11 protein-coding genes are annotated in these 16,519 nt (G+C 72.0%); 5 read left to right on the forward strand and 6 right to left on the reverse strand.

What is annotated here, in order from left to right:
* Nucleotides 1-75: 75 nt before the first annotated feature.
* Entirely contained in the window at nt 76-1,893 is a 1,818-nt protein-coding gene (locus tag WAE60_RS13985; protein ID WP_337687136.1) for a response regulator, read from the forward strand.
* Here the strand turns inward: WAE60_RS13985 and WAE60_RS13990 are convergent.
* From WAE60_RS13990 to WAE60_RS14005, 4 genes are all read right to left on the reverse strand, one after another.
* Nucleotides 1,890-2,894, reverse strand: a complete 1,005-nt coding sequence (locus WAE60_RS13990; protein WP_337687138.1) for a sterol desaturase family protein — start codon at nt 2,892-2,894, stop codon at nt 1,890-1,892. The genes WAE60_RS13985 and WAE60_RS13990 overlap by 4 nt on opposite strands.
* Before the next feature lie 287 nt (nt 2,895-3,181).
* On the reverse strand, nt 3,182-6,430 hold the full coding sequence (locus WAE60_RS13995; protein ID WP_337687140.1) for an error-prone DNA polymerase: 3,249 nt from the start codon (nt 6,428-6,430) through the stop codon (nt 3,182-3,184).
* A gap of 129 nt (nt 6,431-6,559) precedes the next feature.
* Nucleotides 6,560-8,167, reverse strand: a complete 1,608-nt coding sequence (locus WAE60_RS14000) for a DNA polymerase Y family protein (protein ID WP_337687142.1) — start codon at nt 8,165-8,167, stop codon at nt 6,560-6,562.
* Complete coding sequence (locus WAE60_RS14005) at nt 8,052-8,861, reverse strand: protein imuA (protein WP_051695050.1); 810 nt, start codon at nt 8,859-8,861, stop codon at nt 8,052-8,054. Before WAE60_RS14005 ends, WAE60_RS14000 begins: the two co-directional genes overlap by 116 nt.
* A 121-nt stretch (nt 8,862-8,982) precedes the next feature.
* On the opposite strand from WAE60_RS14005, the gene WAE60_RS14010 reads away from it, so the two are divergent.
* Genes WAE60_RS14010 through WAE60_RS14025 form a run of 4 tightly spaced genes read left to right on the forward strand, consistent with a single transcriptional unit; the run spans nt 8,983 to nt 14,042 of the window.
* Nucleotides 8,983-12,183 carry a carboxyl transferase domain-containing protein gene (locus WAE60_RS14010; protein WP_337687287.1) on the forward strand — a complete coding sequence of 1,067 codons (3,201 nt, stop codon included), beginning with the start codon at nt 8,983-8,985 and terminating at the stop codon, nt 12,181-12,183.
* Nucleotides 12,180-12,773, forward strand: a complete 594-nt coding sequence (locus WAE60_RS14015; RefSeq protein WP_337687146.1) for a DNA-3-methyladenine glycosylase — start codon at nt 12,180-12,182, stop codon at nt 12,771-12,773. The genes WAE60_RS14010 and WAE60_RS14015 overlap by 4 nt, the downstream gene beginning before the upstream one ends.
* The gene (mug, locus tag WAE60_RS14020) at nt 12,766-13,278 is read left to right on the forward strand and encodes a G/U mismatch-specific DNA glycosylase (RefSeq protein WP_337687148.1); all 513 of its coding nucleotides are present in this window, start codon (nt 12,766-12,768) and stop codon (nt 13,276-13,278) included. The genes WAE60_RS14015 and mug overlap by 8 nt, the downstream gene beginning before the upstream one ends.
* A gap of 2 nt (nt 13,279-13,280) precedes the next feature.
* Nucleotides 13,281-14,042 (forward strand): crotonase/enoyl-CoA hydratase family protein, encoded by a 762-nt coding sequence (locus tag WAE60_RS14025; RefSeq protein WP_337687150.1) that lies wholly within the window; start codon nt 13,281-13,283, stop codon nt 14,040-14,042.
* A gap of 149 nt (nt 14,043-14,191) precedes the next feature.
* Here the strand turns inward: WAE60_RS14025 and WAE60_RS14030 are convergent, their stop codons facing one another.
* Nucleotides 14,192-14,557: a VanZ family protein gene (locus WAE60_RS14030; RefSeq protein WP_337687151.1), complete on the reverse strand. Its 366-nt coding sequence runs from the start codon at nt 14,555-14,557 to the stop codon at nt 14,192-14,194.
* Between the two features lie 287 nt (nt 14,558-14,844).
* On the reverse strand, nt 14,845-16,425 hold the full coding sequence (gene serA, locus WAE60_RS14035; RefSeq protein ID WP_337687152.1) for a phosphoglycerate dehydrogenase: 1,581 nt from the start codon (nt 16,423-16,425) through the stop codon (nt 14,845-14,847).
* Between the last annotated feature and the right edge of the window lie 94 nt (nt 16,426-16,519).

Consider the following 16,519-nt stretch of genomic DNA (forward strand, 5'->3'; position numbering starts at 1 on the left):
CATGCTCTGTGTCGCCCGCTTGCAAGGGCGAGCCGTCCCGCTGGCGGGACAACAGTAGCGTCGTCGGGAACCTGGATGTTCGAACGGACGGTGGACGTCACCCGCCTGGACGGGTTTGTTCGATACACGCGCGGGATCGTGCGCGCGCGCCTGCTTCTGGTCGCCGTCTTCATGGGGCTGCTGGCGGTCTTCACCCCCCTGAAGATGGCCCTGTTCGGCGTGATCGAGCTGATCATCTACGGGGCGTTGTTCCTGACCACCCACGTGGCGCTGCGCGACCCCGATCCCGTCCTGGCCTTCCGGCGCCTGCGCTGGCGATCGATCGTCCTGGTCTTCCTGCTGTCGGCCAACGCCTGCGTCCTGGCCGTGAAGATCCGGATGCTGGGCGAGCCGATCATGCGGGTCGAGGCCGCGCTGCTGGCCACCAGCGTGCTGCTGTTCGGCGCCCTGCGGGTCCACACCAGCCGGGTCAGCTACCTCACCGCCGTCGGGCCGCCGGTGGTCACCCTGCTGTGGATCGCCTTCGACCGCCACACGCCGCTGCTGGCCAACCACTACGCGGCCGCCATGCTGCTGTTCATCGCCGCCGTCCTGACCGCCACCTGGCGCCAGCAGGCGACCGACCGCGCCCTGGCCCAGGCCTTCCGCGACCTGGCCCGCAAGAACGCCGACCTGACCGAGGCCATCGCCGAGGCCAAGGCCGCCAGCCGCGCCAAGTCCGACCTGCTGGCCGTCGCCAGCCACGAGATCCGCACCCCGCTGAACGCCGTGCTCGGCTTCGCCCACGCCCTGCGCCGCGACACCTTCCTGACCCCGACCCAGGCCGACCTGGCCCAGGGCGTGCTGGAGGGCGGCGCCCAGCTGACCCGGCTGCTCGACACCGTGCTGGACCTCACCAAGGTCCAGGCCGGACAGGCCGCCCTGACCTTGGCGCCGGTCGACCTGCGCCGCCTGGTCCGCACGGTGGTGCGGGTGTGGAGCGCCCACGCCCAGGCGGTGGGCGTGCTGTTGAGCTTCGAGGACGCCGATCCCGACCTGGCCTTCGGCCTGCTGGCCGACGAGGCCAAGCTGGAGCAGACGCTGGTCAACCTGGTCTCCAACGGCCTGAAGGCCTCGCCGTCCGGCGGCGCGGTGGTGGTCCGCCTGGCCGGCATGGTCAAGGACCAGAGGCTGACCGCCCTGGTCGAGGTTCGCGACGCCGGCGCGCTGGTGCCGCCCGAAGATCGCGCGCTGATGTTCGACGCCTTCGACCAGACCGAGCGCGGACGAAGCCTGGGCGGCAGCGGGCTGGGCCTGTCGATCTGCGCGGCCAACCTGGCCCTGATGGGCGGCGAGATCGGCGTCGACGACATTCCCGAAGGCGACGCCCAGCCGGCCAAGGGCGCCAAGCGCGGCGCGGTCTTCTGGTTCGCCTTCGAGGCGGACGTTCTGGCGGCGCCGGCCGCCGACGCCGCGGCGGAGGCCCGGGTGGCCACGCCGCTTCGGGTTCTGGCCGCCGAGGACAATCCCGCCAACCGCCGGGTGCTGGCCGCCCTGCTGGCCGCCTCGCCGATCGATCTGGTGTTCGCCGAGGACGGCGCCCAGGCCCTGGACGCCTGGCGGGCCGAGGCCTTCGACCTGGTGCTGATGGACGTCAACATGCCGGTGCTGGACGGCGTGGCGGCCCTGGCGAAGATCCGCGAGCTCGAGACCTCGGAGCCGCGCCCGCGCACGCCGGTCTGGATGCTGACCGCCAACGTCTTCGACGACGACGTCGCCCGATACCGCGCCGACGGCGCCGACGGCGTGCTGCGCAAGCCGATCGACACCGTCGCCCTGTTCGCCCTGCTGGCCGAGGTGGCGACGGGGAAGACGAAGGCGGGGGTCGAGGACGAGCGGCGGGTGACGGCCTAGGGGCCGCGCGAAGGCGACGTGACGCGTTCCGCCAGGCGATTGACCGTCATCGCCTTCAGCCCCGCCCAGAACGCGCAATAGTCGCGCCAGATGTCCAGCACGACACCGGCGCCGTGACGGTAGGGCGCGGGCGTGCCGATGCGCATGGCCTGCTGCGGCGCGTCGCGCCAGGTGTTGAACAGGCGGTCCCAGATCGGCAGGAGGGCCAGGTTGATCGGCATCCGATTGAGGCTGTGATGCAGCCGGTGATGCAGCGGCGACTGCACGATCCAGCGGCCGACCCAGCCGAAGTTGGATTCGATGCGCGAATGGACCAGCAGCCGGATGACGATCACCACCAGGCCGACATAGACCAGGGCCTCGGGGTCGCAGGCCAGGAAGGCGCCCGGCAGGACCGCGCCGACCACGGCGGTGAACATCGCCGGATGAATCCGCGCGGCTGTCAGGACCGAGAACGACTCCGCGCTGTGATGGAAGCGGTGCAGCGGCCAGAACACCCTGGAGTGGTCCAGCCGGTGGCTCCAATAGTCGAACAGGGTGTAGAGCACGAACAGCACCACGGCCTGGAGCGCCAGGGGCGCGCCGGCGATGCTGAGCTTGAGCCCGGTCGCGTGGGCCAGCGCCTGCCTTAGCCCCTCGCCCGACACATAGGCGAAGCCGAAGCTCATGATCGCCGTGACCAGGGTCCAGACCGGAGCCATCTGGAACAGGTAGCAGGCCACGTCCGACCAGCCCGAGGCGGTGCGCTCGACAAGAAGGTGGCGCACCGAGCTCTGGGCCCAGCCCGTGCAGAGATATTCGATGAAGAAGATCGACGGCAGCAGCAGGCTGATCTCGACCGTCCGGTCGATCACCCGCCGATGCATCTCGCTCACCTGGTGAGCGTGTCCGAACAGGTTCAGGGTCAGGGTGTCGGGAACCAGGTGGTGCAGCGCCCACCAGCCCAGGAGCAGCAACGCCAGATGGGCGGCGACCAGCGACAGGGCCACGGGATGCAGCAACCTGCGGATCGGCGCGCCGATGGAATCCGGCGTCTTCGCGACGCGGGTTTGCCCTGCCTGATCCACTCGCCTAGCCCCGCCCCGAACCCTTGACGCCCTGCATGCCACGACAGGTTGAGCCATTTGGCCTAAGGACAGGTTGACGCGGAGCATGCCGCGCGTTTCCACCGACGTCGGCGGCGTTCATGGAGGTGGATGACGGGCTGGCCTTGCCCCCTCTCCCATAGGGAGAGGGTCGGGGGTGAGGGGTTACAGCGCCCGACGGAACGCCGGCACGCGTAGGACGCTCAATGGAAGTCCCGGCTCCGCTGCAGCCGTCCCGACGTCCGCATGCGCACCGTCGGGGCCGGTGCTTCGGGGTCCTCCTTCATCCGCGCCAGTTCCCCCGACAGGTCGGTGAAGCCTTCGGCCACCACGTGGATCACGCCGTCGGCGGCCTGGACCTTGCCGTGGACGATCAGGAACGAGGCGCTCATCACCGTGCGGCGATTGGCGTCGAAGCAGTCCTTCCAGACCACCGCATTGGCCACGCCCGTCTCGTCCTCCAGGGTGACGAACACCACGCCCTTGGCCGTGCCCGGCCGCTGGCGGATCAGGACCAGGCCCGCGACGCTGACCTTGCGGCCGTCGCGCACGCCCTTCAGCCGCTCGGCGGTCAGGACGCCCATCCGGTCCAGCATCGGCCGGAAGAAGCGTAAGGGATGGGCCTTCAGCGACAGGCTGGTGGTGCGGTAGTCCTCGGCCACGTCCTGGGGCAGGGCCATGGCCGGCAGGGCGACGGCGTCCTCGAACAGCGGCAGGCCGGCCAGCAGCGGCGCCTGGCTGTCGACCTTGGCCTCGCCCTTCAGCCCCTTGACCGCCCACAGGGCGTCGCGACGCTTGAGGCCCGTGGAGGCGAAGGCGTCGGCCTCGGCCAGCAGCTCCAGCCCGCGCTGCGAGACCCCGGCCCGTGCGAAGTCGGCCGGCGTCCGGGCTCCGGCGGCGCGGGCGGTCACCACCCGTTCGGCGTCGTCCTCCTTCAGCCCCTTGACCTGGCGCAGGCCCAGGCGGACCGCCTTCCAGTAGGGACGGGTGTCCTCGTCGGAGAGCTTGTCGGGAGCGGGTCTGAACACCCTGCCGTCCCCGGCGGCCCTGGCCTCCAGCGTGCAGTCCCAGTCGCTCATCATCACGTCCGGCGCCCGCGCCTCGACCCCGTGCTCCCTGGCGTCGCGCACCAGCTGGGCCGGCTGGTAGAAGCCCATCGGCTGGGAGTTGATCAGGGCCGCGCAGAACACGTCCGGCCAGGCCCATTTGATCCAGGCCGAGACATAGACCAGCTTGGCGAAGCTGGCCGCGTGGCTTTCGGGGAAGCCGTACGAGCCGAAGCCCTCGATCTGCTTGAAGCACCGGGTGGCGAAGTCGCGTTCGTAGCCACGCGACACCATGCCCTCGACGAACTTGTCGCGGTACTGGGCCGGATCGCCCAGGTTCTTGAAGGTGGCCATGGCCTTGCGCAGGCCGTCGGCCTCGTCCGGCGTGAACTTGGCCGCCTCGATGGCCAGGCTCATGGCCTGCTCCTGGAAAAGTGGCACGCCGTAGGTGTTGCCCAGGATGCTCTGGAGCTCGTCGGGCGGACCGTGCTCCGGCGACGGGGCGGGGAATTCCACCGGCTCCTGGCCGTTGCGCCGCCGCAGATAGGGATGGACCATGTCGCCCTGGATGGGTCCAGGCCGGACGATCGCCACCTCGATCACCAGGTCATAGAACCGGTTGGGGCGCAGCCGGGGCAGCATCGACATCTGGGCCCGGCTCTCGACCTGGAACACGCCCACGCTGTCGGCCTTGGACAGCATGTCGTAGACGCCCTTCACCTCGGTGGGCACGTGAACCAGGTCGGTGATCGGCTGGCCGTGGTCGGCGCGCAGCATGCCGAACGCCCGCTGGATGGCGGTCAGCATGCCCAGGGCCAGCACATCGACCTTCATCAGGCCCAGGCTGTCGATGTCGTCCTTGTCCCACTCGATGAAGGTGCGGTCCTTCATCGCCGCGTTGCCGATCGGCACGGTCTCGTCCAGCCGCCGCTTGGTCAGGACGAAACCGCCCACGTGCTGCGACAGGTGGCGGGGATGCTGCAGCAGCTCGGTGGCCAGGGCGATGGCGCGGGCGATCTGCGGGTTCCGGGGGTCCAGCCCCGTCTGGCGGATGTGCTCGTCGGGCAGGCCGTCGCCCCAGCTGCCCCAGACGGTGTTGGCCAGGATCGCGGTGATGTCCTCGGTCAGGCCCAGGGCCTTGCCGACGTCGCGGATGGCGCTGCGCGGGCGGTAATGGATCACCGTGCCGCAGATGGCGGCGTACTCCCGGCCGTAGCGCTCGTAGACGTACTGCATCACCTCCTCGCGCCGCTCGTGCTCGAAGTCGACGTCGATGTCCGGCGGCTCGCCGCGGTTCTCGGAGATGAAGCGGGTGAACAGCAGCCGATGCTCCATCGGATCGATCGCCGTCACCCCCAGGCAGTAGCAGACCGAGGAATTGGCCGCCGAGCCGCGCCCCTGGCACAGGATGCCCATCTCCCGCGCCTTGTGGACGATGTCGTGCACGGTGATGAAGTAGTTGGGGTAGTCCATCTTGGCGATCAGGCCGAGCTCGGTGCGCAGGTTGTCCTGGACCTTGTCGGGGACCCCGCCGGGATAGCGCCAGGCCGCGCCCTGCCAGGCCAGGTCGGTCAGGTGCTGCATCGCCGTCTTGCCGGGCGGCACGGGTTCGTCCGGGTACTGCTCCTTCAGGTCGCCCAGGTCGAAGCCGATGCGCTCGACGATCTCGAGCGTGCGCTCCACCGCCCCCGGCCAGCGCTCGAACAGGCGGGCCATCTCGGCGGGGGTCTTGATGTGGCGCTCGGCGTTGGCCTCCAGGCGGAAGCCGGCCTCGGTGATCGAACAGCCCTCGCGGATGCAGGTCATCACGTCCTGCAGCGGCCGGCGCTCGGGGCCGTGATAGAGCACGTCGTTGGTGGCCACCATCGGCGCGCGGGCGTCGCGGGCCAGGTCCGACAGCCGCGACAGGCGCTTGAGGTCCTGGGCGGCGTAGGCCCGGCTGGCGGCCAGCCAGACCCGGCCGCGCAGCTCGCCGGCCATGCGGGCCAGATCGCCCTCGAACGTCGCGTCCAGCCTGGCTGGCGGCACGATCAGGGCCAGCTGGCCGTCGGCGTGCTCCAGGAAGTCCTTCCAGAACAGGTGGCACTCGCCCTTCTCGGCCCGGCGCTGGCCAACCGTCAGCAGGCGGGTCAGGCGGGCGAAGGCCTCGCGGTCGGAGGGGTAGACCAGCAGGCTGGGCGCGCCGTCCATGAAGTCCAGGCGGCAGCCGGTCAGGGCGCGGACCTTGAGCGCCTTGGCCGCCGTCCAGGCGCGGACCACACCGGCCAGGCTGTTGCGGTCGGCCACCCCGACGGCCGCCAGGCCCAGGCCCTCGGCGGTCGTCATCAGCTCGTCCGCGTGGGAGGCCCCGCGCAGGAAGGAGAAGTTGGTGGTGGCCTGGAGCTCGGCGTAGCGGTGGGCGGTCATGGGCGCGCACTTGCCCCCGCCTGGCCGCTGCGCGGCCTGTCCGCCCCCGTAGGGGGCGGAGCCGAACAGGCGAAGCTCTTCCCCCAATGGGGGAAGACGGCCGAAGGCCCGTAGGGGGCAGGTGGCGATCTACCCGAACAAGCCATGCAACCACCACTTCGGGGCCTTCTCCCCGTCGCCGTACAGCCCGGCCCGGAAGATCCAGAACCGCTCGCCCGTCTCGTCCTCCACCCGGTAATAGTCGCGCACCTTGCCCGGCCCGACCTCGTCGAAGGCCTTGCGCCACCATTCCTGGCCGATCCGTTCGGGGCCCTCGGCCAGGCGCACGCGGCGCGACTTGCCGCGCCAGCGGAACTGGACCGGCGGGTCGTCGGGCAGCTTGGCCATGACTTCAATGGCCTCGGGCCGGCGCAGCAGGCGGGACGGTCGCGGGCGGTCGGGGTCCCAGGTGTCCTCCGAAAGCGGGTCCAGCGGCGCGCGGCGCGCCACCGAGCGCTCCGGGACGTGGCTCTGGTGCGGGTCGGCGCGCCACACCCGGTCCTCGCCGAGGCGGTTGATCAGCCGGTCGACCAGCGGCGCCAGGCCCTCCTCCAGGCTGACCCCGCCGTCGGCGTCCAGACTCCGTTGCGCGGTCGACAGCGGCTCGACGTCGGCGGCCCACAGGGTGACGACCTCGATCCCGAAGCCGGGGTCGACCACGTCCAGCTTCGGCTTCAGCAGCTTGGCGATCCGCACGGCGTCGCGGCCCGGGCGCGACAGGCCCACGCGCACCGGCTGGTCCTTGCCGTCCAGGCGGTGGAACACCAGCTCGAACCGCCGCGCGCCCTGCCCCTCGGCCTCCAGCCGCGCGCACAGCAGGACGCAGATGTCGGCGGTCACCCGCTCCAGGTCGGACAGGGCGCTGATCGGCTCGAAGAAGGCCAGGCGGTCGAACCACGGGGTGGCGGGACGACGGAAGGTCAGGGCCTCGCGGGCCGCGCCCAGGGCCTGGTCGATGCGCAGCACCGTCCCGAGGCCGAAGCGCTTGGCCAGCTGGGCGCGCGGCAGGGCCAGCAGTTGACCCGTCTGGAACAGGCCCAGGCGCGGCAGCTGGGCCTGGGCCGCCTCGTCCAGGCGCAGGGCGGCCACCGGCAACGACGCCAGCAGGGCCGCCTGCCCGCCCGGCGGGGCGATCGTCCGGTCCGGAGCGTAGCGGGCCAGGGCCCAGGCCGCGCCGGGGGTGTCGGCGACCGCACCCCGGGCCGGCGCGCCCCAGCGGGCCAGGCGGTCCAGCAGGTCGTCCAGCATGGCCGCCTCGCCGCCCCACAGGTGCGAGACGCCCTCGATGTCGAGGAACAGGCCGTCCAGCCCGTCGATGGCCACCGCCGGCGAGAACCGCACGCACCAGTCGCACAGGATCTCCAGCGCCGCGCGGTCGCCGTCGGGATCGTGGTCGGCGGTGACCAGGTCGGGGACCAGGGCCGCGGCGTCGGCGGCCTTCTGGCCGACGTGCAGGCCCAGGGCCGCGGCCGCGTCGTCGACGGCGGCCAGACGGCGGGTTCCGCCTTCCGAGACGAGGAGGGCGACGGGCGGGGATGGCCCCCTCCGGCCCTCCGGGCCACCTCCCCCGGAGGGGGAGGATCTAGGCGGCGATGCTCCCCCCTTGGGGGCGCTGTCGCGAAGCGACTGAGGGGGCTGCTGGCGGAGCCACGTCGTGATCGGCCAGTTGCGACACCAGACGGAAAGGATGCGGGCCATCGGCGGCCTCCGCTTGTTCGAGGATCCAGGCGCCGGGACGGCCGCCCCGGCAGCGTTCGAGTTCGGCCCGCCAGCGCGGCGGACCCAGGCCCGGCTCGCCGGGCGGCGGCTGGCTGGGCGCGGCGGCGATGCGCCAGCGGGTCTGGGCGGCCGCGCCCGACACCTCCCGCCCTTTGCCCGCCGGTCCGCCATAGGGCCGCCGTCGCAGCAGCACTCCGGTCGCGCCGCGCCGCTCGCAGGCCAGCTGCAGGCGGCGGCCGGCCTTGAGGTCGGGGCTTTCGGCCTCGCCGATCGCGGCGGCGACGCCCACCGTGGCCAGGGCGTCCTCCAGCACCGCCAGCACCTCGGCCTCGTCGCGGGCCCGCACCTGGATCAGGCGCTGGACGGGGAAGCCCAGATTGACCAGGCCCGGCGCGTGCAGGTCGTCGCGCCGCATCACCCAGACCACCGCGCCCTTGGCGGCCAGCGGACGCAGCATCAGGGCGGTGAAGGCGGCCGGGGCCGCGCCCGTCTCCTCCTCCAGCCCGGAACCGCCCACCTCGTGCCAGCCGCCGCGCTGCAGGCCGCCGGCCGGGAAGCAGCCGTCGATGCGCGGATCGCCGAACGGCAGGACGGGAGGCGGAGTCCGAGTCCCCGCTTCCAGGGCGGCGATCTGGGCTCTCAAAGCCGAAAGGGCGGGTTTCGCCCCGGGCATCCTCGCATCTCCAATGTTCCACTTTTGTTCTGATCTTCCGGGGTTGGAGAGTCAAGCGGAGCCCGTCATGGTGCGTCAAACGGCCGTATGAAGCCGACCGGGAGCGCCCATGCCCTTCGCCCTGCCCTTCAAGCGCGTTCTGATCGCCAATCGCGGCGAGATCGCCGTCCGTATCGCCCGGGCGGCGGCGGAGCTGGGGATCGCCAGCGTGGCGGTGTTCGCGACCGACGAGGCCGACGCCCCGCACGTGGCGGCGGCGGACACGGCGACCGCCCTGCCCGGCGCCGGTCCGCGCGCCTATCTCGACATCGCCGCCGTGGTGGGCGCCGCCCAGGCCGCCGGCTGCGACGCCCTGCATCCCGGCTACGGCTTCCTGGCCGAGAATCCGGCCCTAGCCCGGGCCTGCGCGGCGGTGGGGATCACCTTCGTCGGCCCCTCGCCCGCCCATCTGGAGACCTTCGGCGACAAGGCCCTGGCCCGCTCCCTGGCCCTGGCCAAGGGCGTGCCCCTGATCGAGGGGACCGGCGCCCTGGACCTACCCGCCGCCCAGCGGTTCTTCGCCCACCACGGGCCGATGATGCTGAAGGCCGCGGCCGGCGGCGGCGGGCGCGGCATGCGGCCGGTGCGCGAGGCCGGCGAGGTGGAGGCCGCCTTCGAGGCCTGCGCCCGCGAGGCCCAGGCGGCGTTCGGCGACGGCGCGCTCTACGCCGAGCGGCTGATGGAGGGCGCCCGCCATATCGAGGTGCAGGTGGCCGGCGACGGGCTGCAGGTGGTGGCCGTGGGCGACCGCGACTGCTCGCTGCAGCGCCGCCGCCAGAAGCTGGTCGAGATCGCCCCCGCCCCGAACCTGCCGGACGCGACCCGCGCCGCCCTGTTCGACGCCGCCGTCCGCCTCTGCGCCAGCTATCGCACCCTGGCGACCGTGGAGTTCTTGATCGGCGCCGATGGAGCGTTCGCCTTCATCGAGGTCAACGCCCGGCTCCAGGTCGAGCACACGGTGACCGAGGAGGTCACGGGCGTCGATCTGGTCCGCGCCCAGTTCGAGCTGGCCGGCGGGGCCGGCCTGGCGGACGTCGGCCTGGCCACGACGCCGCCCGCCCACGGCTATGCGATCGAGGGCCGGGTCAATCTGGAGACCCTGGCCGCCGATGGCGCGCCCCAGCCCTCGACCGGGACGATCACCGCCTACCGGCCGCCCGGCGGTCCGGGCGTGCGGGTCGACGGGGCGGGCGCGGACGGCCTGGTGGTCACCGGCGCCTATGACAGCCTGCTGGCCAAGGTCGTGGGGCGCGGTCGGACGCCGGCCGAGGCGGCGGGACGCGCGGCCCGGGCCCTGGCCGAGTTCCGCATCGAGGGCGTCGACACCACCATCCCGCTGCTGCGCGTGCTGCTGGCCGAGCCGGCGATGATCGACGGGACCGCGACCACCGACTTCATCGATTGCGAGGCCGGCCGGCTGTTCGAGGCCGTCGGAGCCCCGGCCGCCGGTCCCGCCTTCGGCGCCGAGGAAGGCGCGGTCGTCGCCCCGCTGCAGGCCCTGGTCGGCGTGATCGAGGTGGCCGAGGGCGACTTGGTGCGTCCCGGCCAGGCGGTGGCCGTGCTGGAGGCCATGAAGATGGAGCACCTGGTCCACGCCGAGGTCGGCGGCCGGGTGGTGCGGATCGCGGTCTCGCCGGGCGAGCCGGTGCGGCCCGGCCAGCCCCTGCTCTATCTGGAGCCCGCCGAGGTCGAGGGCGGCGAGGCTCTGGCGGCCGAAGCCGTGGACCCAGACGCGATCCGCCCCGACCACGCCGAGGTCATCGCCCGCCACCGCTTCACCCTGGACGAGGCCCGGCCCGAGGCGGTGGCCAAGCGCCGCAAGACCGGCCACCGCACGGCGCGCGAGAACATCGACGACCTGGTCGATCCGGGCAGCTTCCTGGAATACGGCGCCCTGGCCATCGCCGCTCAGAAGCGCCGACGCTCGACCGAGGACCTGATCGCCGCCACGCCCGCCGACGGCCTGATCACCGGGGTGGGCAGCGTCAACGGCGCGCTGTTCCCGCCGGACAAGGCCCGGGTCGCGGCCCTGGCCTACGACTTCACGGTGCTGGCCGGCACGCAAGGCGCGATGAACCACCGCAAGTCCGACCGCCTGCTGGCCGTGGCCGAGCAGCAGCGCCTGCCGATCGTCTGGTTCGCCGAGGGCGGCGGCGGGCGGCCGGGCGACACCGACACCACGGCGGTGGCGGGGCTGGACGTCCCGACCTTCCGCAGCCTGGCGGCCCTGTCGGGCGTGGTGCCCAAGATCGCCATCGTCGCCGGCCGCTGCTTCGCCGGCAACGCCGCCATCGCCGGGCTGTCGGAGATCATCGTCGCCACCAAGGACTCAAACCTGGGCATGGGCGGTCCGGCCATGATCGAGGGCGGCGGGCTGGGCGTGTTCCGGCCCGAGCAGATCGGCCCGGCGGCGCAGCAGTGGGCCAACGGCGTGATCGACATCCTGGCCGACGACGAGGCCCACGCCACCCGCCTGGCCAAGCAGGCCCTGTCCTATTTCCAGGGCGCGGTGACCGACTGGACCTGCCCCGACCAGCGCCTGCTGCGCCGGGCCGTGCCCGAGAACCGGCTGCGGGTCTATGACGTGCGGGCGTTGATCGAAGGCCTGGTCGACACCGGCTCGTTCCTGGAGCTGCGCGGCGGCTTCGCGGCCGGGATGATCACCGGCCTGGTGCGGATCGAGGGCCGCCCCTTGGGCCTGATCGCCAACGATCCCCGGCATCTGGGCGGGGCCATCGACGGCGACGGGGCCGAGAAGGCCGCGCGGTTCCTGCAGCTGTGCGACGCCTTCGGCCTGCCGGTGCTGAGCCTGTGCGACACCCCCGGCTTCATGGTCGGACCCGACAGCGAGGACGCCGGGGCGGTGCGGCGGGTCAGCCGCCAGTTCATCGCCGGCGCCAAGCTGCGCACGCCGCTGCTGACCGTGGTCACCCGCAAGGGTTACGGCCTGGGCGCCCAGGCCATGGCGGGGGGCAGCTTCCAAGCCCCGCTGTTCATCGCCGCCTGGCCCACGGGCGAGTTCGGCGGCATGGGCCTGGAGGGCGCCGTGCGCCTGGGTTATCGCAAGGAGCTGGAGGCCGAGACCGATCCCGCCAACCAGAAGGCGCTCTACGACCAGTTGGTCGCGAAGCTCTACGCGGCGGGCAAGGCGACCAGCATGGCCGCGGCCCTGGAGATCGACGCCGTGATCGATCCGGCCGACACCCGCCGCTGGATCCTGGGCGGCCTGGACGCGGCGGCGGGGACGACGCGGCCGTGGGAGGTGCGGGTGGACAGTTGGTGACGACGCGGCTTTCGCGGGACGAACTGCCGGTCGACACGGCCGCCCTGGCCCGCTTCCTAATCGGCAAGATCGTGGTGCGCGAGACGCCCGAGGGCGTGATCAGCGGCCGCATCGTCGAGACCGAGGCCTATGTCCTGGGCGACGCGGCCAGCCACGCGTTCCGGGGCATGACGCCCCGCACCCGCCCGATGTTCCTCGAGCGCGGGCACGCCTATGTCTATCTGAACTACGGCACGTCCTGGATGCTGAACGTCTCCGGCGAGGCGGCCGGCATCGGGGCCGGGGTGCTGATCCGGGCGCTGGAGCCGCTGGAGGGGCTCGCCCTGATGCAGGCCCATCGCGGGACCGAGAAGCTGCGCGACCTGGCGCGGGGACCGGGTCGGCTGTGCCGGGCGCTTCAGATAGGACCGTGGGCCGATGGTCTCGATCTGTGCGCGGACGGCCCGCTCTGGCTGGGCCGCGACGAGGTCGAGCCCGGCGAGATCGGGCTCAGCGTCCGGATCGGCATCACGAAAGACGCCGACCGGCCCTTGCGTTTCTACGTGCGCGGCAGTCCCTTCGTCAGCGGGACGAGGGCGCTGAATGTCTAAGCCGCTTCCGGACATCGTCGCGCCCGGGCTGTCGGTCGTGTTCTGCGGGCTGAACCCGGGACTGTCGGCCGCCGCCTCGGGCCACCATTTCGCCGGGCGCGGCAACCGGTTCTGGCGCGTCCTGCATCTGGCCGGGTTCACGCCGGCGCTGATCGCGGCGGAGAACGACGCCGACCTGCTGGCCTACGGCCTGGGGATCACCAGCGTGGTCGAGCGGCCCACGGCCGGCGTCGACGACCTGGCGCGGTCGGAGCTCGTGGACGCCGCCGCCGGCTTCGAGGCCTGGGTCCGCCGCTGGGCGCCGCGCCATGTCGCTTTCCTGGGCAAGGCCGCCTACGGCGCCATGCTGGGCCGCCGGACCGTGCCCTGGGGCCGGCAGGCCGAGCCGTTCGGCGGCGCCGTGGCCTGGGTCCTGCCCAATCCCAGCGGCCGAAACCTCGCCTTCAGCCAAGACGCGCTGGTGGCGGCCTATCGCGAGCTGCGCCTGGCGGCTGAAGGAGCCTGAACATGAGCGAAGTCGACGTCGCCACCGACGGCCCGGTCTGGACCGTCACGATCAACCGCCCGGAGAAACGCAACGCGGTGAACCCCGAGACGGCCCTGCAACTGCGCGCCGCCTTCGACGCCTTCGAGGCCGACGAGGTCGCCGCCGTGGCCGTGCTGACCGGGGCCGGCGGGACGTTCTGCGCCGGCTTCGACCTGGCGGTGGCCGCCTCCGGCGAGGGCGAGCGCTACGACCCGGTCGGCGAGGGTCCGATGGGGCCGACGCGGCGGCAGCTGTCCAAGCCGGTGATCGCCGCCGTCGAGGGCCACGCGGTGGCCGGCGGGCTGGAGCTGGCCCTATGGTGCGACCTGCGGGTGGCCTCCGAAGCCGCGATCTTCGGCGTGTTCTGCCGGCGCTGGGGCGTGCCGCTGATCGACGGCGGCACGGTGCGCCTGCCGCGCATCGTCGGCCAGGGCCGGGCGCTGGACATGATCCTGACCGGCCGGGCGGTCGAGGCGGCCGAGGCGCTGAGCTGGGGCCTGGCCGACCGCGTGGTCCCGGCGGGCCAGGCCCTGGCCGCCGCCCAGGCCCTGGCGGCCCAGATCGCCGCCTTCCCGCAGGTGTGCCTGCGCGCCGACCGCGCCTCGGCCTTCGCCCAGTGGGACGTCTCGCTGGCGGAGGCCCTGAAGGTCGAGGGGATCGGCGGGCTGGAGCCGCTGCGCCGCGAGGCCCGCGCCGGCGCCGCGCGGTTCAAGGACGGCGAGGGGCGCGGCGGGAAGTTCTGAGAACTCTCAAGAACCGCTCATCCCGGCGAATGCCGGGACCCGGATCCTAAAGCTGGGTAGTGGATTGGAAGGACTCAGCGCCTGTGGCGTCAACCACACGGCCATTCCATCTGGGTCCCGGCATTCGCCGGGATGAGCGGAATTGAAATCTAGAACCGTGCCTTGCCGCGCCACCACTGGCTGACCAGCATCGGCCCGAAGGCGGCGCTGATGCCGCAGGCGTCGGCGAACAGGTCGAACCACGAGGCGTCGCGGCCGACCAGGCCCTGCAGGACCTCGATCCCACCGCCGAACGCCAGGATCACCAGGCCGATGCGGTGCAGCCGGCTCTGCGGCAGGGCCAGGCTGGCCAGGACGCTCAGCACATAGAAGACGATGAAGTGCTTGGCCTTGTCCCACGGGATCAGGCCGACGCTGTCGTCGTCGGGCAGCAGGGCCCGGGCCAGGGCGTAGGCCGACGCGGCCAGGAAGACGATGAAGACGATGCGGTTGATCTTGCGGGCGCGGATGGACATCGGGGTTCCTGGTGAGGTCCTCCGCACCTAGCCGGTCCGGTGAGGCTTGAAAATGGCGAGACGGCGCCTCCGCCATATCCTCTCGCCGACTGCACGCGGTCTGCACCGTCTTCCCTCTCCCCTTGCGGGAGAGGGTGGCGGTCCGGAGGACCGTCGGGTGGGGGGTTGCGTGAACGAAAACGCCGCGCCCAGCGGTCAGGCTGGACGCGGCGTTCAGGTCCGAGAGACCCCTCATCCGTCGACTGCGCCGACACCTTCTTCCGCAAGGGGAGAAGGGTTCAGGAGGATCAGAACGTCAGGGCGCGGGCTTCCTTGACGTGCGGCAGGGCCTGGATCTTGGCCAGCAGGGCCTCGTCCGGGGCCTGGTCGACGCCGACCAGGGCGATGGCGTCCTCGTCGGCCGAGACCCGGCCCAGGTTGAAGGTGGCGATGTTGACGCCCGCCTCGCCCAGCAGCATGCCGAGCGCCCCGATGAAGCCCGGCTTGTCCAGGTTGTTGATGTAGAGCATGGCCGGCGAGAAGCCCGCGTCCAGCTCCATGCCCTTGACCTCGACGATGCGCGGCGCGCCGGCGATCACCGTGCCGGCGAAGGCGCGCTTGCCCTTCTCGGTGGTGATGGTGATGCGCATCAGGCTGTCATAGGTGGGGCTGACCTCCTGGCGGCTCTCCGAGACGGTGATGCCGCGTTCCTTGGCCACCGCGGGCGCGGAGACCATGTTGATCTCGGCCAGCATCGGCTTGAGGATTCCGGCCAGGGCCGCCGAGCTCATCGGCTTCACGTTCAGCTTGGAGACCTCGCCCTCGAAGGCGATGTCGATCGCCGAAATGCCGAAGTCGACCATCTGGCCGGCCAGGGCGCCGATCTTCTCGGCCAGGGCCACGAACGGCTTCAGCTTGGGGGCCTCTTCCGCCGTGATCGACGGGCTGTTCAGGGCGTTGGTGACCGCACCGGTCAGCAGGTAGTCGCTGACCTGTTCGGCGACCTGCAGGGCCACGTTCTCCTGGGCCTCGGCGGTGCTGGCGCCCAGGTGCGGGGTGGCCACGACCTTGTCCGAGCCGAACAGCGGGTTCTCCTTGGCCGGCTCGGTGACGAACACGTCGAAGGCCGCGCCGCCCACGTGGCCGTCGTCCAGGAGCTTGCGCAGGGCCGTCTCGTCCACCAGGCCGCCGCGGGCGCAGTTGACGATCAGCACGCCCTTCTTGGTCTTGGCCAGGTTCTCGGCCGACAGGATGTTGCGGGTCTTGTCGGTCAGCGGGGTGTGCAGGGTGATGACGTCGGCGCGGGCCAGCAGCTCTTCCAGCTCGACCTTCTCGACGCCCATCTCGATGGCGCGTTCCGGCGACAGGAAGGGGTCGTAGGCCACGACCTTCATCTTCAGGCCCAGCGCCCGGTCGGCGACGATGCCGCCGATGTTGCCGGCGCCGATCAGGCCCAGGGTCTTGGCGAACAGCTCCACGCCCATGAAGCGGTTCTTCTCCCACTTGCCGGCCTGGGTGGAGGCGTCGGCCTGGGGCAGCTGGCGGGCCAGGGCGAACATCATGGCGATGGCGTGCTCGGCCGTGGTGATCGAGTTGCCGAACGGGGTGTTCATCACCACGATGCCCTTGGCCGTGGCGGCCGGGATGTCGACGTTGTCGACGCCGATGCCGGCGCGGGCGATGACGCGCAGCTTGTGGGCGGCGGCGATCACGTCCTTGTCGAGCTTGGCGCCCGAGCGGATGGCGATGCCATCATAGTCGCCGATCACGGCGATCAGCTCGTCCTTGGACAGGCCGGTCTTGATGTCGAAGTCCAGGCCGCGGTTCTTGAAGATGTCGACGGCGGCGGGGCTGAGCTTGTCGGCGATGAGGACGCGGGGAGCGGTCATGTCGGGGTTCCTTGCGGAGAATGGGGTGCGGTGAAGGCCCCCTCCGGCCCTTCGGGCTGCCTCCCCCAGAGGGGGGGAGGACCTGCCCGCTGCG

The sequence above is a fragment of the Caulobacter sp. CCG-8 genome (assembly GCF_037402475.1).
GTDB lineage: Bacteria > Pseudomonadota > Alphaproteobacteria > Caulobacterales > Caulobacteraceae > Caulobacter.